Source organism: Lactiplantibacillus sp. ME-2 (assembly GCF_022549155.1).
Lineage (GTDB): Bacteria > Bacillota > Bacilli > Lactobacillales > Lactobacillaceae > Lactiplantibacillus > Lactiplantibacillus plantarum.
In genome coordinates, this window is the sequence record NZ_JAKZEQ010000033.1 from 1 (window position 1) to 19,852 (window position 19,852).

Annotated in this window: 18 protein-coding genes; 12 read left to right on the forward strand and 6 right to left on the reverse strand. The window is 46.3% G+C overall.

Annotated features, from left to right (window positions below):
- Positions 1 to 328: 328 nt before the first annotated feature.
- On the forward strand, positions 329 to 2,023 hold the full coding sequence (locus MMY95_RS11720; protein ID WP_003641742.1) for an oleate hydratase: 1,695 nt from the start codon (positions 329 to 331) through the stop codon (positions 2,021 to 2,023).
- 171 nt (positions 2,024 to 2,194) lie between these two features.
- Here the strand turns inward: MMY95_RS11720 and MMY95_RS11725 are convergent, their stop codons facing one another.
- Complete coding sequence (locus tag MMY95_RS11725) at positions 2,195 to 3,007, reverse strand: hypothetical protein (protein WP_003641743.1); 813 nt, start codon at positions 3,005 to 3,007, stop codon at positions 2,195 to 2,197.
- Positions 3,008 to 3,272: 265 nt separating this feature from the next.
- Between MMY95_RS11725 and MMY95_RS11730 the strand changes: the two genes are divergently transcribed.
- Positions 3,273 to 4,790 (forward strand): hypothetical protein, encoded by a 1,518-nt coding sequence (locus MMY95_RS11730; RefSeq protein ID WP_003641744.1) that lies wholly within the window; start codon positions 3,273 to 3,275, stop codon positions 4,788 to 4,790.
- 68 nt (positions 4,791 to 4,858) lie between these two features.
- Here the strand turns inward: MMY95_RS11730 and MMY95_RS11735 are convergent, their stop codons facing one another.
- The 5 genes from MMY95_RS11735 to MMY95_RS11755 all read right to left on the reverse strand — a co-directional run bounded on the left by MMY95_RS11735 (position 4,859) and on the right by MMY95_RS11755 (position 9,628).
- The gene (locus MMY95_RS11735; protein WP_087509587.1) at positions 4,859 to 5,968 is read right to left on the reverse strand and encodes an NADH-dependent flavin oxidoreductase; all 1,110 of its coding nucleotides are present in this window, start codon (positions 5,966 to 5,968) and stop codon (positions 4,859 to 4,861) included.
- A 256-nt stretch (positions 5,969 to 6,224) separates the two neighbouring features.
- Positions 6,225 to 7,064, reverse strand: a complete 840-nt coding sequence (locus MMY95_RS11740) for an energy-coupling factor transporter transmembrane component T (RefSeq protein ID WP_063721117.1) — start codon at positions 7,062 to 7,064, stop codon at positions 6,225 to 6,227.
- Position 7,065: 1 nt separating this feature from the next.
- Entirely contained in the window at positions 7,066 to 8,766 is a 1,701-nt protein-coding gene (locus MMY95_RS11745) for an ABC transporter ATP-binding protein (RefSeq protein ID WP_241277655.1), read from the reverse strand.
- Between the two features lie 4 nt (positions 8,767 to 8,770).
- Positions 8,771 to 9,331 carry an ECF-type riboflavin transporter substrate-binding protein gene (locus MMY95_RS11750; protein WP_003641748.1) on the reverse strand — a complete coding sequence of 187 codons (561 nt, stop codon included), beginning with the start codon at positions 9,329 to 9,331 and terminating at the stop codon, positions 8,771 to 8,773.
- A gap of 78 nt (positions 9,332 to 9,409) precedes the next feature.
- Positions 9,410 to 9,628 carry a hypothetical protein gene (locus MMY95_RS11755; protein WP_015825033.1) on the reverse strand — a complete coding sequence of 73 codons (219 nt, stop codon included), beginning with the start codon at positions 9,626 to 9,628 and terminating at the stop codon, positions 9,410 to 9,412.
- A 274-nt stretch (positions 9,629 to 9,902) separates the two neighbouring features.
- Here MMY95_RS11755 and MMY95_RS11760 point away from each other — a divergent pair, with 274 nt between their 5' ends.
- The 10 genes from MMY95_RS11760 to MMY95_RS11805 all read left to right on the forward strand — a co-directional run bounded on the left by MMY95_RS11760 (position 9,903) and on the right by MMY95_RS11805 (position 19,757).
- Positions 9,903 to 10,655, forward strand: a complete 753-nt coding sequence (locus MMY95_RS11760) for a GntR family transcriptional regulator (protein WP_003641749.1) — start codon at positions 9,903 to 9,905, stop codon at positions 10,653 to 10,655.
- A gap of 144 nt (positions 10,656 to 10,799) precedes the next feature.
- Positions 10,800 to 11,129 (forward strand): helix-turn-helix transcriptional regulator, encoded by a 330-nt coding sequence (locus MMY95_RS11765; RefSeq protein ID WP_003641750.1) that lies wholly within the window; start codon positions 10,800 to 10,802, stop codon positions 11,127 to 11,129.
- Between the two features lie 28 nt (positions 11,130 to 11,157).
- On the forward strand, positions 11,158 to 11,943 hold the full coding sequence (locus tag MMY95_RS11770) for a hypothetical protein (protein ID WP_104795480.1): 786 nt from the start codon (positions 11,158 to 11,160) through the stop codon (positions 11,941 to 11,943).
- A gap of 66 nt (positions 11,944 to 12,009) precedes the next feature.
- Positions 12,010 to 12,780, forward strand: a complete 771-nt coding sequence (locus tag MMY95_RS11775; RefSeq protein ID WP_238352269.1) for a hypothetical protein — start codon at positions 12,010 to 12,012, stop codon at positions 12,778 to 12,780.
- A 331-nt stretch (positions 12,781 to 13,111) separates the two neighbouring features.
- Positions 13,112 to 13,603: a hypothetical protein gene (locus tag MMY95_RS11780; protein WP_003641754.1), complete on the forward strand. Its 492-nt coding sequence runs from the start codon at positions 13,112 to 13,114 to the stop codon at positions 13,601 to 13,603.
- A 168-nt stretch (positions 13,604 to 13,771) separates the two neighbouring features.
- The gene (locus tag MMY95_RS11785) at positions 13,772 to 14,566 is read left to right on the forward strand and encodes an SDR family oxidoreductase (RefSeq protein ID WP_241277656.1); all 795 of its coding nucleotides are present in this window, start codon (positions 13,772 to 13,774) and stop codon (positions 14,564 to 14,566) included.
- A gap of 262 nt (positions 14,567 to 14,828) precedes the next feature.
- Positions 14,829 to 15,746 carry an ABC transporter ATP-binding protein gene (locus tag MMY95_RS11790; RefSeq protein ID WP_087509592.1) on the forward strand — a complete coding sequence of 306 codons (918 nt, stop codon included), beginning with the start codon at positions 14,829 to 14,831 and terminating at the stop codon, positions 15,744 to 15,746.
- A 5-nt stretch (positions 15,747 to 15,751) separates the two neighbouring features.
- Positions 15,752 to 17,368, forward strand: coding sequence for an ABC transporter permease (locus tag MMY95_RS11795; protein WP_015825038.1), 1,617 nt, complete (start codon positions 15,752 to 15,754; stop codon positions 17,366 to 17,368).
- Positions 17,369 to 17,386: 18 nt separating this feature from the next.
- On the forward strand, positions 17,387 to 18,049 hold the full coding sequence (locus tag MMY95_RS11800; protein WP_241277657.1) for a TetR/AcrR family transcriptional regulator: 663 nt from the start codon (positions 17,387 to 17,389) through the stop codon (positions 18,047 to 18,049).
- A gap of 166 nt (positions 18,050 to 18,215) precedes the next feature.
- Positions 18,216 to 19,757, forward strand: a complete 1,542-nt coding sequence (locus tag MMY95_RS11805) for an FAD-binding protein (protein WP_015825040.1) — start codon at positions 18,216 to 18,218, stop codon at positions 19,755 to 19,757.
- Positions 19,758 to 19,852: the final 95 nt, after the last annotated feature.

Here is a 19,852-nt window from a genome sequence, read left to right on the forward strand (position 1 = left end):
CTTGCCAATCAGTTAGCAGCTTAATTTAGTTGTCCAAACTTGTGGGTTCACTTCAAGGCTCGCTTTTTGCATACATAAATGGCAGAACTTGTGGTGGGAATGAGCCGCTTGAAAAAATGTAATATTTGTTAAAGGCAATGTGTTTAATTGGAGAAAAGTCATCAAATGGTGTTACGCTATGGGCAGAAATTGGTTGACTAGCGCAAATATTAAGAAAGCGGCAAGAAAACAAAAAAGTTCAGTTCAAACTAGACAATCACTATCCAAGTTGTATAATGTACTTGTAAGCGTTATCAGAACCTAATTACCTATTTTGGGGGCGTTATTTATGGTTAAAAGTAAAGCAATTATGATTGGTGCCGGGCTATCAAATATGGCTGCGGCGGTCTACTTGATTCAAGATGGTCATTGGGATGGTAAGGACATCACATTCTATGGTGTTGATATGCACGGTGCGAATGATGGTGGTGCCACGACTGATTTTACCAATGAGTATTGGAATAAGAATCATCCGATGGCTAACACGACTGGGTATGTTGCCCGGGGTGGTCGGATGCTGAATTACCGGACGTACGTTGACTTAATGGATTTATTGGACCGGATTCCATCGGTAACTGAACCGGGGATGACGGCGGCCGAAGATACGCGTGATTTTGATGCGAAACATCGGACGTATGATATTGCCCGCTTGATGCAGGGTGGTAAAGGCATTATTAATGCTGGTAAGTTAGGATTCAATAATAAGGATCGGACTTTGCTGACTAAGTTGATCATGATGCCAGATAGTGAAGAAACGAAGCTCGACAACGTTTCGATTGCTGAGTACTTCAAGGATGATCCGCATATGTTCCAAACGAATTTCTGGTATATGTGGGAAACAACCTTTGCCTTTAGAACGCAAAGCTCTGCTCAAGAACTGCGGCGTTACATGCATCAAATGATTTATGAATTTACACAAATTGAACACTTAGTTGGTGTCAACCGGACGCGTTACAATCAATTCGAAAGCATGATTTTGCCATTAATTAAGTACTTGCAAGGGCAAGGTGTGACTTTCATTGATAATAAGATTGTTAAGGATTGGCAATTTAAAGACACGCCAATGCAAGACGAAATTACGGTGACTGGCTTAGTCATTGAGGATGCGCAGACTGGCGAAACGGAAGAAGTTGAAGTTGATGAGGACACAGCGGTGATCTTCACTAACGGTTCAATTACCGATTCTGCAACGATGGGTGATTACAACACGCCTGCTCCTGAAAATATGGATTATGGTGTTAGTGCTAGTTTGTGGAAGAAGGCTACTGAGCGGTTCTATAACTTAGGGACGCCAGATAAGTTCTTCAACGATCGGAATGCTAGCGAATGGGTCAGCTTCACGTTGACGACTAAGAATCATTTATTCTTAAATGAAATCGTTCGGATCACCACCCAGGAACCCGGGAATGCGTTGAACTCCTTCTTATCAACTACGCCAATTACGCCGTTGAACCAAAAGGATGTTAATATGTCGATCGTGGTGCACCACCAACCACACTTTACGACACAGCAACCAAACGAAACAGTTCTGTGGGGCTACTTCTTGTATCCACGGCGTCAAGGTGAGTTTGTTAACAAGCCGTATATCAAGATGACGGGTAAGGAAATGGCTCAAGAATTAATTGGTCAACTTTCCAAAGTAGATCCGGGTCCAGGCAATATTAAGGACAAGGAAAAGGAAATTTTGGACAGTATCGTGAACAATATTCCGGTATACATGCCATATGCTTCCGCACTCTTTAATAACCGGGCTAAGTCTGATCGGCCAGAAGTCTTACCAAAGCACTCAACGAACCTAGCCTTTACGGGTGAATTTGCGGAACAACCATACCAGATGATCTTCACGGAACAGAGTGCGGTCCGCTCTGGTGAGATTGCCGCTTATCACTTTGCTGGGGTCCCAATGGATAACTTGGTCAAGACACCACGGTACGATAAGGATCCAAAGACCTTGCTCAAGGCAACTAAGAAGATGTTTGATTAATTAAATGCTGGCCTGTCAGTGGTTAATGCTGATGATGGCATGATGTAAAAACGCTCCCCATGAAAGATGACTTTCATAGGGAGCGTTTTAGTGTGCATCACGATCAGTAGTAACGGCTCGTTGAGACGCCGTCATTAACAGGATCAGGTTGCTAAGCAATTTAGTGGTTGATCAAATTTTAGCAGCTGCTTTAGGTGTTAATTTAGACGGTGTGTGTTTAGTAGTGGTTTTGACCGTGAGATGCTTTTTGGTTGCAAGTTTGGGTGCCTTTTTAGCGTTTTGCTTGGCGGTCTTTTTGATTAATTGTGGTGCCATCTTCTTAGTTTTCGTTGGTTGGGCTAACGTTTTTTTAGTGGCGAGAGTCGTTACCTTTTTAGTTGGTTTGATACTTGCCTTAGGGTGCTTGATCGTTAGCTTCGTTGATTTTGCCTTGGTGGTCGTCTGCTTTGTCAATTTGATTACCTTTTTAGAGGCTTTGATTTTAGGCGTTGCTTTCTTAGCACTGGTGGCTTTAGGTCCAGCCTGCTTGGTGGTCTTCTTAGTAATTGTCAACTTAGTCTTCGGGGTTTTCTTGGTCGCTTTTAATTTAGCGGTCGGGGCGTTCCCTTTAATCATCGTGGTGGCTTTAGCCCAGCCGAGGGCCTTACCGTGTTCACTAATGAGGTAATATGTGGCCGACGTATGTTTGCCGGTTGCTAAAGTAATCGTCTTAGTTACCGTGTAAGTCTTTTTAGTGCTGAGTTTTGCTTTGGCCGGGCTAACAAAGGCGATTGCCCGATCGGCGGCAAAGTGAATTGTATTCAAAGTCGTGGCGGCCTTCGCGTGCATTGTGATGGCGGGGAAGTGGGTCGCTTTAGTGAGTGCATGGGTAGTGGCTTTTGGGGTTACCGTGGCGGCATTAGCCGTGGTGGTCATGGCAAACGGGCTGGCAGCCAATGGTAATGCCAAAGCAAGTGTTGCAACGACTGATGTTAATTTTTTCATTTCAAAATCCCCCTTAAAGTGAATCTTTTTTGATTCGAAGATAGTTTAGCACCTTGACTGCTTTGCAACAATCGTAATATCAATAAAATTATCAAAAAGTGGGTGAATTTGAATGCAATCAATAAAGGCTTGATAACAAACGAACCGCGGTGGGAGTAACCGTTGGGTTAATGAGAGTGACCGAGATTTTAGAACTAACGTTCGCACTGAATGGGAAAGTTATGGTATGCTAGAACGGTATTTTTACTGAAAGGGGTGGGCGGCATTGCCGGCAGCAACAACTTTAATAACCCCCGCTGAAAATCGTTTCTTTCTGTTAAGTGAACGAGCTCGACGGCGGACCACGCTCCAACAAATTAGTGCGTTATTACGCGCACACGTAACGGTAAAGGCTGACAGTGATTTCTTGAAACCGACTGTCCGTAACTTGATTTTACAAGATCATGCACAGTGGTTGACCGACTGTAGTCATGAGTGGCAACTTTTGGCGAGTCTGCCGTACGTTGTTAACCCGAATGAAAGCCGACAAGCATGGCATCATTGCGAATTGTGTCATAAGCCGGTTCGTTATGAGTACCATGTTCAAAACAAGCATAATCATCGTGAGTTGATTGTCGGTTCTGAATGCGTCAAAAAGTTCATGAACGCCGAAACGCGTTACTTGATGGTGATTACAACAGAAGATAACTTTTATGCGGTGGCCCAGTATCAGACGCTGACTACCGCTGTACCAACAGTGCCAACGATCATGTTTGCTCAGCCGTGGCTACCACAATTACCGGCTGAGCAAGCGCCCCAAGCGCGCAAGTTGCGACAAACAACGACGCAAACCGTCACGACGTACCTAAAACGTCGTACCAAGCAGCTACCATTACAGGAACTAAAGCCCGCTGAACAAACCTATCAGCGGTTAGTCCATGATGAACAAACGGTGATTGAAGCGGCTGAGCGGGCGGCCCGTCAAGCAATTGTGACTAATCAACAACAACGCCAGGCACAAGCGCAGCAAAGTGCTGTGAAGGCCGAGCAAACCTTGCGCCAGAGTCACGCCTATCAATGTTATTTACAGCAGCTGGCGGCCATTATTGTGATGCGTCCGGAACGACCGATGGCGAAGCAACAGTTTGAAAAAATCACGCCACCAGCGACCGAACGCCCTTTGGTGAACTCTTATCAATTCGGGCAAATGGTGACTGAATATCGACAGACTGGGAAGATTCAAGTTCGGCGCCTAGCCATGCTTGATCATCAGTTCGTTGCCGCACTTAATCAGGTGACTCAACAGCTAGATGAACAACAAACGACGCGTTTTTATGACGATGTCTTCAATAGTTGTTGGGGCTGGCAGTATCATCAGCAGGCGACCCAACGTGCGGATTGGGAGCACTTATTGACGACCCGGTGGGGCCAATCATTGTCGCTGGCTTGGTTTGAACAATTAGCCATGCAAACGACAATGCCACAAACTCAACAGTGGCTTGCGGACAATGCGGATGCCGGTATGCAAGCAGCACTACAGCAACGTTTGGCTGCGCATGAAGACCGCCAACCGATTGCCCGTGACCGGATGACTAGATCGGAATTACGACAGTTTTGTTTGCGTGAACAGCCAGCTGCGCCGACATTAGAAGCATTTGAACAGGTCTTTGACCAACAGTATCAATTGCCCGTCGACCGGCAAGCAACGGCCCATGAAACGTTAGCCTATTACTATATTGCGCGTCAATATCAAGGTGACCATCAGCGTGCGTTACAACAACTGAATTGGTTATTGAAAGTCTAAATGTTTCACGTGAAACATAAAAACGCCCACTGATTTTTTCAGTGGACGTTTTTAATTCGGCTGACAGGTTAACTATTAATGACGCTGTGATAGCGCGAGGCTGCAAATTCATACAGCGGCCGGCTAAGTGGTGTGACCTCAACGGCTTCTTCAAATGGTGCCGTAACCATGGTGTTGTCAGCGTTTTTAGCGAGTTTGACGGCCCAAGTTGGATCATAAAGTAATTGTTGGCCCACTGCGACTAGTTCGGCAGTTTGTAACACAGTCTTGACATCGTCGCGGGTCCGGACGCCACCAACACCAACTAGTGGCAATTTACCTTGTAACGCTTCGTGCACGTAGGTCATGATGGATTTATCTTGATACTGCGGGTCTCGTGAAACACGGTCATAGTTGTTGAGTGAGACATGAACGTAATCTAATCGACTTTCCCGTAGTTGTGAGAGTAACCAAAGGGTATCTTCAAGCCGAATACCTGGTTCTTCGAATTCTTCTGGTGAGAAACGATAGCCAACGATGAAGGGCCGGTCCGCATATTGGTCAACAGCTGCAAAGACGGCCTTTAATAATTCATCAATAAAGCGGAACCGTTCTTGCGGCGTGCGACCACCGTATTCATCGGTGCGGCGATTACTATGTGGTGAGAAGAACTGTTGGATCAAATAGGTATTGGCACCGTGTAATTCAATCCCATCAAAGCCGGCTTGAATCGCGCGCCGAGTTGCTTCACCGAATGCTGAAATTGTTGCGTGGATCTCGTCAATCGACATTGCTCGCGGTGTTTCCGCATCGTCACGAAGGGCCGCAACGGCACTGGCAGAGACAATCTGTTCGCCATTTAAGACGGCTCGATGCGTCATTCGACCGGCGTGGAAGATTTGAACGATAGCTTTGGTACCTTGACTTTGAATGCCATGAGCAAGTGCACTTAGACCGGGCAGCATCGTGTCATGCGCGATACTAAGCTCGCCATGCCAACCCTTACCGAGATCTTCGACGTTGGCAGCACCCGTAATCACGGCACCTAAGCCAGTAGCTCGTTGTGTGTAGTAGTCGATTTCGTCATGGGTGATACTACCATTGTAAAAGCTTTGAGTCGTCGTCATGGGCGACATCATTAGGCGGTTGCGTAGTGTAACGCCAGATTTGAATTTGAGTGGTTCGTTAAAACTAGTCACAATAAAACATCCTTTCAAGCTAGTTTTGCTTACTTTTTGTAAGATCTAGTTTCAGTTTAGCGGTTGAAATTTGTTTTTTCAATTTTAAAGTCGCTGGTTTTAGTTAATCTTGGCATAACAGGATGGTGCGTGTGGAATAAGGGGATTGTTGCTGTTGCTGTTGTTAAATCAGGTGAGGCTTGATAGGTAGATGCAAACAAAAAACTTCATCGATAAGCATGGTCGACGAAGTTTTTTGGAAAATTATGATGAAACGTTATGCCTTAAACGGATTCCAGAAACGGCCACCGTTGACCTTAAAGAGGGCGATGCCGAGGATGATCAGCAGAGCAACTAACGTTAACGCCAGATAGTCGTTACGTTTAAAGCGTTGGGCCATGTACCATGTGCGCTGTTTTCCCTTACCGAAGCGTCGCAATTCCATCGCCTGACTAATGGTTTCGATTCGATCTAAGCTTGAAAAAATCAATGGAAGCAGAATTTGGATGCCGCCACGAATACGGGTCATAAAATGCGCTTTTTTCGACATTTCAAACCCCCGAGCCTGTTGTGCCAGACTGATAGTACGGTAATCAGCTTGAACGTCTGGAATGTAACGTAGTGCAATCGCTACGGAATAGCTGATACGATAGGAAATTCCAATCTTATTGAGACTCGCAGCAAATTCGCTGGGATTAGTCGTCATGAGAAAAATCAGGGCGAGTGGCACGGCAAACGTGTACTTTAATAACAAATTAAATTCATAAAAAAGTTGTTCGGCTGTCAAGTTAAAATAGTGATCAGCAGATCCCAGTAGTAAGTGTTCGGTACCATAAATCGAGACGCCATAATGAGGCGCAAAGACGTACACCATCACTAAGTTTAAAACGGAAAAACCAATAATAACGTTAAGCACGAACGCGATATCGCGGTAATGAATTTTTGAAAAGCGGAATAGAATCAGTGAAAAAATCATCACCCCGATTAAGTAACGCGTGTCGTAAGTCATCATCCCGATAACTGATAAGCCAACAAAGCAGAGTAGTTTAGTGCTACCGCTAAGCCGGTTTAGAAAAGTATGGCGGTCGTTGTACCCGATCAATAATTCATGTTGCATCTTAGCGCGCCTCCCGTTCAGCCTGAACAAATTTTGCGACGAATTCTGTCGGGTTTAAATGGTGCGTTTCCGCCAGGGTGTATAAACTTGTCTTGGCTAAGGAAGCTTGCTGAATAATGGATGCGTTGGTCAACACATCGGCTGGGCGAGCATCCATCAAAATGTTGCCGTGGCCCAACACAATCGTGCGATCCGTGTATTCTAGCATTAGGTGCATATCGTGCGTGATCAACATAATCGTCATGTGTTGTTCCTGATTGATCTTAGTTAAGAAGGTCATCATTTCAGTATAGTGTTGCAAGTCTTGGCCCGCAGTAGGCTCATCAAGAATTAGCATGGCTGGTTCTAATACGAGGATGGCCGCAATCGTGACCCGTTTCTTTTGACCGAAACTGAGCGCAGAAATAGGCCAGTGGCGAAACTCATAGAGACCACAGACCTTCAGAACGGCCTGGACACGGCGCTTTACTTCATCGTCAGCGACACCTCGGAGGACCAAACCGGCAGCAACTTCATCAAAAATCATCGTTTTAGAGATCATTTGATTGGGGTCCTGAAGGATATAACGAATTTGATCGGCACGTTCTTTGACTGATTGGTCAGCTAGGGGATGACCGTTAAATCGCATTTTGCCGGACTGTGGCACCAAAAACCCAGTAATCAGATTGCTCAATGTTGACTTACCAGTCCCGTTTTGACCCACTAGACTAATCATTTCACCCTGATGAAGCGTGACGGTGATATCGTTGATGATTGGTTTGGCGGGATCGTACCCGAATGTCAGGTGCTCAATTGCGAGTAACGGTTGGTCATGAACGGTGGGCGACTGTAGTTGTACGCCGGCGGTCCAGTTTTGCAACGTCGCGGTGAGGTCGGGTACTTGTAAGGCTTGGAGGTTATCCAAGTGTTGGCAAGTTGCTAGATCAACACCGGCTAGTTTGAGCGCTGAAAGGTATAATGGTTCGCGCAGCCCGAGTTGAGTCATGAGTGATTGCCGCAAAATCGTTTCCGGCCGGTCGTTAGCGACGATCGCGCCGTCTTGCATGACAATCAGCCGGTCGATTGGTTGCTGTAACACGTCCTCGATGCGGTGCTCGATAATGATGACGGTCAGGTCCTGCGTATGAGTCAGTTGATCAATGAGTGCCATCGAGGCTTTACCCGATGCCGGATCAAGACTCGCTAGCGGTTCATCAAATAATAGGATTTTACTATTGTCGATCAGAACACCAGCCATGGCGACCCGTTGCTTTTGCCCACCAGATAATTCCTGCGGGCGGTGAGTCAATAAGTCTTGGAGGTCTAAAGTTTGGGCCCACTGTTCAGTTGCTTGTCGCATGGCCGGTTGGGTCTGCTGATCATTTTCCAATGAGAAAGCCATATCTTCGACGACAGTCAAACCGACGAACTGACTATCAGGATCTTGCAGTACCGTACCGACGTCTTGGGATAATGCAAAAATGGAGCTCTCAGTAATGGTTTGACCAGCAATCCTTGCTTGGCCCGTCACTGTTCCTGGATAGGATTGTGGAATCAAGCCGTTCAAACACCGGCCTAATGTAGATTTACCGGAGCCAGAAGGTCCAGCAATCAACACTTTTTCACCGGGGTAAATATCCAGATTAATATCACGTAAAGTTGGTTCCGTTTGGCTATTATATTGAAAAGAGAAATTTTTAAAGCTAATGATGGGTGCGCTCATGTTATTAACGTTCCTTTGTTAAGCTCCCACGTTGGGTCCGCGTCCGGGCGTACAAGACTAGTAGGATGGTCCCAATGATGGCAACTGAGATGGAATCGGCGATCCAAGTAATGACACCTTGAAGGTAAACTTTGTTGGCCGGTTCATGATAAATAATAATATCACCAGTTGGTGCTAAAAGCACCCAACCAATAAAGTTGACGATGATTTGGTAAATGTTAAACCAGACTAATTTTGCCGTTCCTAGCACGCCATTTTCAATCTTGAGCCGATTTTTAGCTAGTCCGAAGGCAACCCCAATCAGACCATCAACGATGACCCAGGTCCACCAAGGCGAACCATAAGTTACGAAGTCGTTTAAGGCGTGACCGATGAACACGGCTAAACCAGCTGCAACGGGACCAAAGATGGCACCTAGTAAGGCTAAAAACCCCATCGCGACGTTAACCTGGGTATTCGGCACACCCGTTGGAATGGCGACAAATTTCATGAGAACAAAAATAACGGCGGCGCCGATCCCGGTAGCCACGACGGTACGAATTGAATTGGATTGCTTGTTTTGCATAGTGTAACACTCCTTAAGTATTGAGAATGAATAAGTTCTAATAACCATTAATAAAAGCGAACAGGCGTTAATTTCAGATCAGTTATGGTCATAAAAAAACGCGCCTAAAAGCGAATGCTTTCTAGGACGCGTTTGCGTGTTACCACCGAGATTTTCCCACAGGGACTTATCATGATCGTAACGGATCGCTCCGACTGAGATGGCCCCAGTAGCTTCTTCAAGACCATTTTCAACTAACCACGTCATCGTTTTGCACCAAAAATACGACTCTCTAAGCACGAGAATTAGTTTACTCATCTTGTCACAGCTTTTTCTAATCTGAATTTAACTATTAAAGCATACGCCAAAGTCTGTGGGGGTGCAAGTAAAACCGAACGGATGTAGCCGGTTACATCGAGATTGAACGGGAAAATCGGGAACAGCTGATTAAATGGTGGTCAAATGCGCTGATTCATTCGGCTATACGGTCAGTGACGGATGCTGATGATTAGTTGGATTGGTCGTTAATTAAACAAAGCCAATAAAAGTATATACAAATGATTTCAATTAGCTACTAAAAGGGGTAAACTAGTTGACAAGACCAAATGATGAAGGGGATGTGAGTAGTTTGGCTTATAAGTATGAAACGATTGCGGATAGTCTGCGACAAGACATAAAATCCGGTAAATATACGCCGGGCGAATTGATGCCCGACCAGAATAAATTAGCTGAAACTTTTGATACGACACGAATTACGATTCACAAGGCCATTCAATTACTGATTATTGAAGGGATGGTTTACTCCAAGCGTGGCGCGGGGACCTTTGTTCGCAAGGACTTTGGCTTGACTGAACGGCGCCAAGAAACGCTGGTAGACAAGCCCCTGGGAACAACGCAAACGAATGCCGGTAAAAAGGTGACGAGTAAGGTGTTGGAATTACAAGCTCGCTTGCCTACTAAGCGGGAAGCGGAACAGTTGTTAATCGATGAGATGGATCCGGTGTACGTTATTCGGCGGACCCGCTACGTTGATGGTAAGGTGTGGGCGTATGAGCATACGATTATGCCAACGAGTATCGTGACGTTGACGAAGCAAGTCCTCGAAGGCTCGGTCTACGGTTACTTAGAGCAACATAGTGGCAAGAAAATCGCGGGTTCACACCGTATTATCTCGGCAGCCCGAGTGACGGCTGATGACGTTGCCGCAATGGGCGCGACTCTGAATGATCCCGTGTTGGTCATTAATCAGATTAGTTACATGGATGATGGTCAACCCTTTGAAGTCTCCGAATCACATTTCCCATACGAGACAAGTACGGTCGTAGCGGATGTTCAAATTCATTAAAGCAATCGGTAACCGCGTTAATCAGTGGCTACCGATTTTTTGTGGAAATTATTCTGGAGAGTTGCATTCAAGAAAACGGTGGCCCATAATTAAATTGATTGAAAAAGAAAGCGCTTCAATAATCTGATTAAGGGGGATGAAAATATGCCAGCTAACTTTTATCAACGATTAATTGATAAGTATGAACCAATGACGGAAGCAGCGTTCTTAGTGTTAGTCAGTGTTCGCCAGCCGATTACCAGTGAAGCGATTCCGGCAAAAATCGCTGAAATGACCAATAATCAACTACAGCTAGGATTAGGAACCTTATTTACGAATTTGCATGCCATGACGAAGGATTATTTAATGACGGAACGAGTCGACGAAAATGACGTGCATACCTATGAAATCACGGGGAGTGGTGAATCGGTTTTGGCGGCTGAACGAAAACGACTGCAATTATTGAATCAGATTTGTGAGCAGGCGGGATTGTAATGGGTTAATTTAACGGGGAAGTGAGTATATGTGGCGTTATCAAATGGCAGTCAAAGGCTCAGAGCAGGAATTGCGATGGCTCAATCAGCAGGTACAACGCGGGCAATTACTGCGGCGTATCAGGGGGAACTGGTATCAATTTCAAAAAACGGCGACGCGGTATCAAGTCTTTAGTGAATATGTAAGCGGCAATGTTGCAACTGAAATCGACGACCAGCACACACCGTTCAAATTGTTAGCACGGCTACAATTGACGAAACCAGCCGTACAGGTGATTTATACGGGCACGGCTCAGACTGAGTTGCAGGGGGCGCGAGTGGATCGTCAGGACGCACCGTTGCAGTTGAAAATTGCACTGGCGCAACGGGGACACTTGTTAAATGTCATGAATATTAGGTTAGTGGTTGGTCTGATACTGGCCGTGATCGTGATTAGCCTGAATGTGAGTGATAACGTGGCCAGTTGGGGAATGCTAGCATGGTTGCTATTTACCTTCTATCCTGCATGGCAAGCAAGTCGGCTGCATAAACAGGCGAATGCGCTGCGAGTCATTACGCAACAATATGATGATGCTTGGCGGCCAACGATGCACGTTTTCCTGAAAAACATGTCCACCGAGCTGGATACAGAAAAAGTGGCTGGTCTAGGGGCGTGGGCTTACGTCGGTCAAGATCATCACGGGATGTACTGGTACGACTTGAAGACGCTGGCAAGTGCTGCGGAAATCAAGCAATCGCTACAGCTAATTGTGGGAGATAGCGTTTCTGTATCGATTGTAAGTTGGCTGGGATTGGCACCAATTGGATTTGTTTAAACTTTTAAAATGGAAGTGGTAGGTATGTGGCGGCATCGATTTTTGATCAAAGGTTCTGAATAGGAGTTGGCATGGCTGAATGCGCAAGCGCAGCGACGCTATTTATTGATGGCTATTCATGGAAATTGGTATCAGTTTAAAAAAGTGCCGACGATTTATCGGGTCTTTAGTGAGTATGTGCCGCAAGCAATCGCGGCTGACATGAGCAACAGTAACAGCGCGTTTCAAGTTCTCGCCCAAGTGCAAGTACAGCAACCAGATGTTAAGATTGTGTATACCGGCAGCGACCAACCAGCATTACAGCAAACGACAATGGCACCAACTGATCCTAAGGTTCGTTTGGAAGTAGCTTTGCAGTTACGTGCTCAGGCGATGAATACGATCAACCTCAGTCTTTATGCAGGGGTTGTGGTATGGGGATTGTTTTTGATACTGATCCTTCATCAGGGTGATACAGATTTAATAGGCGTCTGGATGCTAATGCTGTTAGTAGGACTTCTCGCGGTATTAGGACTGTATCGGACGGCACATCGTTTGCAGAATCAAATCAGCCAGTTACGGCGTGACACTGAACAGTACGACGGGGCCTGGATGCCGACGATGCACGTTTTTGTGAGCGCATTGACTGCTGATCTTGACACCGAGGAACCGGCATTAAAGTCGTTAGGTCGGTGGACCTTAGTTGGTCATAGTAAAAAGGGCCAGTATTGGTATGATCTACAAACGCTAGCCAACGCGGCAGAAATCAAACAGACTTTACGACCGTTCATTGCGACTGACACTAACGTCAACGTTCTGAGCTGGTTAGGGCTCGCGCCACTGGGCTGGTTTGTGTGATTGGCAATAATTGTTTGTACAATTAACATATAAAACGTTAGACTATTCTGAGACTAACGTTTTTTTTGTGTTTACCGGTCTGATGATAATATAAATGATAAAAAGTGACATATAATCATAATAGTAGTATTCTAAATAAAAGACAAAGCTGGAATAGGTTGAGTGTTAGTTAATCAGCTGGAAATTAATGGATATTGCGCGAATTTTACTATAAAAGTTTTTTTATTCGTCACAAATATTTCATATAATCGGGTTAACTTAAATAGTACAAGCTCGATTGTGTTGAAGACAATTGAGCTGATTACACAGAAAGCTTAGTGAGGTGATTTTGATGCGACTTAAGGATTTAACTGGTGAGACTTTCAGCCGTTTGACCGTTATCGAACGGGCTGAAAGTGCGCCGAATGGTAATGCACGGTGGTTGTGTCAGTGTTCATGTGGACGACAAGTAGTTGTCGATAGTTATCGGTTACGGAAAGGGATTACGAAGAGCTGTGGCTGTTTACGGGCAGATGTTAGTCGAAAGAATATTTTTGAAAATCCGCAAACCCGTAAAAATATGGGACGTAGTGATAACTTACCGCTTTATCAAGGAACTTCGGTCGATCGATTGAAACCGAATAGCCGGAATCGGAGCGGGGTCATTGGTGTTTCCTTTGACCGATGCTCACAGAAGTGGGTCGCACGGTTAATGTATCGGGGCCGCTTAGTTTTGAATCAGCAGTTTGCTGATATGGATGATGCCATCATGGCACGTAAGCAAGCAGAACAACGCTACGTTATGCCAGTGTTAGAAGAATATGCGAAATCAAGCGCGGATTAAGATGCGTACATAATTAGCATGCCAGGAGACTGGTGTGCTTTTTTTGCGATTATTACCCGGGAAATAAACGAGTTAGATTAATACCCGTGAGGACCGATTATTTGTGTTTATTGATCGAACTAGCTAAACTTAACAGGCAATTTAAATTAGAACGGAGGAACTTTGAGCATGGAAATGGGATTAGCAGGGAAACGGGTCTTGGTCACTGGTTCGACTAAGGGAATCGGACGGGCAATTGCGGTAGCATTTGCCAAGGAAGGCGCGGATGTGGTCATTAATGGTTGCCGCACAGATACGGTGGCAGCGGTTGTGGATGAACTCGCAGCGGCATACCCAACAACTCATCCAGTGGCGGCACCGTATGATATTAGTGATCCGCAGCAAGCTGACAAAATGTTTCAACAAATTCCAACGGTTGACGTATTGGTCAACAATATGGGAATCTTTGGGCCAATGGCTTACGATGAGATTGACGATGCAACTTGGGAACGCTTCTTTAAAGTGAACGTGTTGTCTGGCAATCGGTTGGCAAAACATTATTTACCTGCAATGTTAGCCCAAGATTTTGGACGCATTATCTTTATTGCGAGTGAAGAAGCAGTTATGCCTTCGGGGGAAATGCCCCAATATTCGATGACTAAATCGATGAACCTTTCTTTAGCGAAGAGTCTGTCGAAGTTAACAGTTGGTAGCCACGTAACGGTTAACACGGTTATGCCTGGCTCGACATTAACAGAAGGTGTTCAGAAAATGTTAGATGATATGTATGCTGATTCAGATTTACCAAAGGATCAGTGGGAGCATGACTTTATGATTAATCATCGACCACTATCACAAATTCAGCGTTTGATTCGGCCGGAAGAAATTGGTCGGTTAGCAGTGTTTGTCGCTAGTCCGTTTGCTAGCAGTTTTTCTGGTGAAGCATTGCGGGCGGATGGTGGGTTAGTCCCCACTATCTTCTAGTGGCTAATGAAGACGATATATCTTTCTGGTTCTGCCATAGAAATTCAGATGTCAAAAAACTGTTTTAGCGAGTAAAGTTTATCGCCAAAACAGTTTTTTTGTTGACTTGACTAGCCTAAGAAGCCAGTTTCAAGCGGATTAGATGTTTAAAATGAAATTTTTAACTGCTTGACTGGCTAGTCATTGACTTATCAGTCAACGGCGCCTATGATTGCAGCATCAACAATAAGATGCTCGAATTTGAAGGATGGGAGTGAGTCATATGGATAAAGAACCGTTATTAAGGATTAGTCACTTGCAAAAGCATTTCGGGAAGTTTCAGGCTCTCAAGGATATTAATTTTGAAATCAACGCGGGGGAAGTTTTTGGCTTTATCGGTCCGAATGGTGCTGGTAAATCAACTACTATTCGGGTACTACTTGGAATTTTAAAAGCTAGTGGTGGGCAGGCAACGATTTTTGGTCGCGATGTCTGGCAGGATAGTGTGGCGATTCATAAGCGAATTGCTTATGTGCCAGGCGATGTTTATTTATGGCCTAATCTAAGTGGTGGGGAAATTATTGACTTGTTTCTTAAACTAAACGGTGGTCAGCATACGGCTAAGACGGACGCGCTAATTAAACAATTCGAACTGGATCCGCGTAAAAAAGCGCGCACTTATTCTAAAGGTAATCGGCAAAAGGTGGCCTTGATTGCGGCACTCTCAACGGATGCTGATCTATATATTTTTGACGAACCAACGTCCGGACTGGATCCGCTAAATGAGCAGACGTTTCAAAATGAAGTATTGACTTTAAAACGGCGAGAGAAGAGCGTCCTGTTATCTAGCCATATTCTGTCAGAAGTGGAAAAAATGTGTGATCGCATCGGTATTATCCGTGAGGGACAGATTGTTGAAACGGGGTCGTTAGCTGAGATGCGGCACTTGACCCGAACCACGGTCGATGTGCAAACACGACTGCCTTTGACCGACTTGACCACCCTAGCTGGTGTTCACGGGGTCACAGCGCGCCACGGAGATAACCACGTCAGTCTGGCCGTCGATGCTGACCAATTGACGCCGGTAGTGCAGTACTTGGCGAGTCGGAAACTGATCAGCTTAACAACGACCCCACCAACGTTAGAAGATTTATTCATGCGCTATTACACGACCGAACAACAACCGGTGAAGGGGAAGTGATGCTGATGGCAACACAACTATTTGCTCGTACAGGATTACTGATACGGTTCAACTTACGACGAGATTGGAAAAAGTTGCTCATTTGGGTCGTCGTGTTGACGGGGCTATTCACGGCCATCGCCGCGAAGTTTGATGGTATTTATGGCACTCAGATGGCACTGAATGAAATTGTCAAAACGCTTAAAACGCCCGCGATGATTTCCTTATTTGGTGCGTTTTCGGCCAAATCGCCATATACGACGGCCAAGGTGTTTGCAACTGAAATGGTGGTTTTTATGGCCATCGTCATGATTGTGATGAATATCATGGTGGCCGTGGTTACGACGCGCGGGGATGAAGATGATGGCCTGCTAGAGCTAGTGCGTGCCCACGCGGTCGGTCGGTTAGCACCACTATTCGCCGGGGCAGCTGAGTTAACGGCGCTAAATGGTTTGATTGGTTTTCTTTTTGCCCTCGGGCTGACCGTCGCCAAGCTTCCGGGAGCGACGACGCCAGGTAATTGGTTAATTGGTCTGGGCTTAGGGGGCTTAGGCTGGGCTTTTGGAATGTTGACGCTGTTACTTGCACAGGTAATGACTAGTGCGAGTGGTACGACGATGCTGAGCTATTTGCTACTGGGCGTCATGTACGTTGCACGAATGGGCACGGATGTTAACCGTCCAGACCTGACTTGGTGGATCCCCTTTGGTTGGATTGAAAAATTAGATGCGTATCAAACCAATGATTGGTTACCAATCGGTCTGTATGTATTACTGGGTCTTGGTTGTTTAAGTTTGGCTGCAGCTCTTAATGCTTATCGGGACTTGGGCGCGGGCTTAGTCGAACCACGGCGCGGTCGGCGACAGGCTAGTGGTTTATTGCGGGGTCCCGTGACCCTATTATGGCGGCAGGCACATGGTCTGATTATTGCATGGCTACTAGGGAACTTTATCTTAGGTGCCGCGTATGCGTCCGTCTTTAATACGATTGGCGATCTGGCAAAGAGCAATCCAATGATCAAACAACTGCTAGGTGCGTCAGCTTTAGCAGCAGCGAATCGCTTGATCGTCAAAAATTTCATTGCTGTGTTGGCTATCGTCATGGTGATCGTTGCACTGGTTCCAGCAGTACAGTTAATGCTCAAACTGGTCAATGATGAACAAAAAGGCTATCTACATCAAGTTTATGCGACGGCCACATCACGTTGGCACGTGTGGGCAAGCTATACCGGCTGGGCAATCGTAACGGGACTGCTCGTTTTACTTGCCGGTCTAAGTGGTATGTATTTGATGGGCCTGACGAGTATGGTCAAGCCCATCAGTTGGGTGACCTATTGGCACGTGTTTGCGGCCTATGCACCGGCGATGTTAGTGATGGTAGCGGTGACGAGTGCCTTAGCGGGCTGGCGACCTAAATGGCGGTATGCTGCGTGGATCTGGGTATTTTACGCCTTCTTCTCATTGTATCTTGGTAATTTGATTGATTTGCCAAAATGGGCACGCCGTTTAACGCCCCTTGGCTTTGTTAACAAGGTACCAATCAAGCCCTTAGATGGAACGACAAGTAGCTGGTGCCTGTTATTAACTGTGCTAATATTAGTAGTAGCAGCACTAAGTTATCGGCGGCGTGATCTAGCTCAGTAAACGAAAGGAGTGCGTGACATGGCAGTAAAACAACCTGTTCCTAAAGACCCGGCGAAGGTCGAGCGTATTATGCACGCGGCCATGCACACCTTTGCCGTCAGTGGCTATCGAGATGCTAAAACGGATGTGATTGCGTCCGCGGCAACGGTGTCTAAGGGCCTATTATTTCATTATTACGGTAGCAAACAGCGCTTGTATTTGGCCACTGTTCAGCTTGCTACTGACACGATTATTGCCACCATTAATCAACAAGTTTTTGATGTTCCAGATGACCTAGTCACGTTGATGGTGCGGAGTGCGCGTTACAAGGCGGCGTTTGGTAAAGACCACCCGGATGAAATGAAGGTCTTGATTGACGCGTATGGCGCGCTGGAGCGCTTGCCGGTAAAGATACAGGCACAAATGAAGATCCTGTATACTAAGTCGATGACTATTTCCCGGGAAATGATCAGTCAGGTGCTGGATAAAATGACGCTGCGTGCGGATGTTGATTGTGATGCAACGATTGCTTTGATTATGGGTGTTTACAATCAGATTTTTATGGAATTTCAGACCTATATGCGTGAGAATCATCAAGTTGAATCGATGGCCGATATCGAATGGGTGGTCAGTCGCGCAAAAACCTACATGGCGATTTTAGAACATGGGTTTATGGCGGCAGATTTAGATGACCAGCAGTAATAATACGTATTTCAACAGTCGACGAATGTTTAATCCGGACGACTGTTTTTCGACCGGTGGATTCGGCAGCGTTCAATAGTGATAATGTTTATTCGCTTTTTTCGTTAGCAGGCTAAAAATGTGGTAAGTTAGACTTAATAGATGACGGATGAAGTGAGGGATCGGAATGGAATTACATTTAACGGCACGACAGACGGGACTGTGGCAGCGGTTGATGGCACTGGCGCGTGAGCAACTGATGGGACTCGCCATGCAGATGGAGTCGACTGGGAAAGTCGATCGACCGACACTGACAACGCTTGCCCAGCAATTGGCTTTGGACGATCCGCTACCAGATGACCGCCTGAGCCAACGGGTTTTGAGTGCATTAGCACTGGCGCAAAGTTCAGCTGGGCTCGCTATGAGTTTTGCCAGTAGTTGGCAAGTTGAGGATGCAATATTAACGTTTGGAACCCCGCAACAACGCCAACGGTATTGTGCACAATCAGGTGTTTTTGGACTCGCGGCATTACCGGAACAAGTCATGGCTAGTAGTACCGTCAAAGCAACGCCGGTAACAGCTGGCTGGCAACTGTCCGGTACGGTTAAAGCGGTATTGAATGTTACACAGGCAACTGAGTATTTAGTTCTCGCACAGACACCACCGAATGCTACGGGGGCCTTTGTTATTAGTGCTGATCAACCAGGCGTCACGGTCAGCCAACCAATAACCCCTTTAGGGTTACACGGATTGACCATCGCGGATGTTCAACTCACCGATGTCCCGGTTACGGCCGCTGATCAAATCGGTCAATTGGGACAAGGACAACGAGTGATGCAACGGGCGCAAAGCTTGGGGCAATTATTTGCCGGGGCGATTACAGCGGGAATATGGCAACATGCCACAGACCAGGCACGACAGTTAGCGCTGACAGAACAGCCGCCGTTAACTGCCTTGGCGCCAGCAATGGCGATTACGGCCGCCTTACAGACTAGTGTCTACAATGCGGCCCAACAGGCCGATGATGAGCGCCCATTTACAGACGCAGCGCAATTGGCGGCAATGTTTGCCAGCCAAAATGCCTTGGCGCCGTTTAAAATTTTGATGCCATTGATCGGTGATCTAGCCTATACGCAACACTCGCCGTTAAGTGCCTTGCAAAATGACGTGGCGACACTACCGTTGATTGTTGGCACGGATACGCAATTGGCGTTGACTTTTGCCACGACGAGCCTGAATGACGAAGTGGCCGATGTCCCGACAACGGGACCCCACACAGCTCCTGAGCACCTAGTCGTGGCCGACCTACATCGGGTCGTAAAACGCTTGAATTTGACTAGGGATGTGCCAGTCAATGTCGGCAGTATTGCTACGGCGAAACGCGTCGTGGCATTAGGTCGAGGCGCGATGGAACCGGCAGTATTGCTTCAAGCCCAACAATTGGCCAAGTGGATTGGTGCAGCATTGGCTGTTACCCAGCCGCTAACGGCTATGGAACAATTTAGCATTGAGCAACAAATTGGTGCCTCAGCAGTGACGGTTGCGCCAGAAGTCTTGATCAACATTGGCGTCGCTGGTGATGATGATTACTTGGCTGGCATGGCTGGTGCGCAACACGTTCTTTCTGTGAATACGGATGAACAAGCGCCAATTTTCAAGCATTCACAACAAATTTTCGTGGGCGGTGCCGCTGAATTTTTGGCCGGAATGGTGGCAGCATTAAATTAATACGAAGTCGAGTTCGGCACTGTTGGTAGGTCTGACTGGGTCGTATGACAATCAATTGTTTGCACAAAAACTAAGGGTCACAGCAATGTACTGTG

Excerpts from the sequence above, each read along its gene's own strand:
- MMY95_RS11720 (WP_003641742.1), top strand. The coding sequence starts at position 329 with ATGGTTAAAAGTAAAGCAATTATGATTGGTGCCGGGCTATCAAATATG.
- MMY95_RS11725 (WP_003641743.1), bottom strand. The coding sequence starts at position 3,007 with ATGAAAAAATTAACATCAGTCGTTGCAACACTTGCTTTGGCATTACCA.
- MMY95_RS11740 (WP_063721117.1), bottom strand. The coding sequence starts at position 7,064 with ATGCAACATGAATTATTGATCGGGTACAACGACCGCCATACTTTTCTA.
- MMY95_RS11745 (WP_241277655.1), bottom strand. The coding sequence starts at position 8,766 with ATGAGCGCACCCATCATTAGCTTTAAAAATTTCTCTTTTCAATATAAT.
- MMY95_RS11750 (WP_003641748.1), bottom strand. The coding sequence starts at position 9,331 with ATGCAAAACAAGCAATCCAATTCAATTCGTACCGTCGTGGCTACCGGG.
- MMY95_RS11755 (WP_015825033.1), bottom strand. The coding sequence starts at position 9,628 with ATGAGTAAACTAATTCTCGTGCTTAGAGAGTCGTATTTTTGGTGCAAA.
- MMY95_RS11765 (WP_003641750.1), top strand. The coding sequence starts at position 10,800 with ATGCCAGCTAACTTTTATCAACGATTAATTGATAAGTATGAACCAATG.
- MMY95_RS11770 (WP_104795480.1), top strand. The coding sequence starts at position 11,158 with ATGTGGCGTTATCAAATGGCAGTCAAAGGCTCAGAGCAGGAATTGCGA.
- MMY95_RS11780 (WP_003641754.1), top strand. The coding sequence starts at position 13,112 with ATGCGACTTAAGGATTTAACTGGTGAGACTTTCAGCCGTTTGACCGTT.
- MMY95_RS11785 (WP_241277656.1), top strand. The coding sequence starts at position 13,772 with ATGGAAATGGGATTAGCAGGGAAACGGGTCTTGGTCACTGGTTCGACT.
- MMY95_RS11790 (WP_087509592.1), top strand. The coding sequence starts at position 14,829 with ATGGATAAAGAACCGTTATTAAGGATTAGTCACTTGCAAAAGCATTTC.
- MMY95_RS11795 (WP_015825038.1), top strand. The coding sequence starts at position 15,752 with ATGGCAACACAACTATTTGCTCGTACAGGATTACTGATACGGTTCAAC.
- MMY95_RS11800 (WP_241277657.1), top strand. The coding sequence starts at position 17,387 with ATGGCAGTAAAACAACCTGTTCCTAAAGACCCGGCGAAGGTCGAGCGT.
- MMY95_RS11805 (WP_015825040.1), top strand. The coding sequence starts at position 18,216 with ATGGAATTACATTTAACGGCACGACAGACGGGACTGTGGCAGCGGTTG.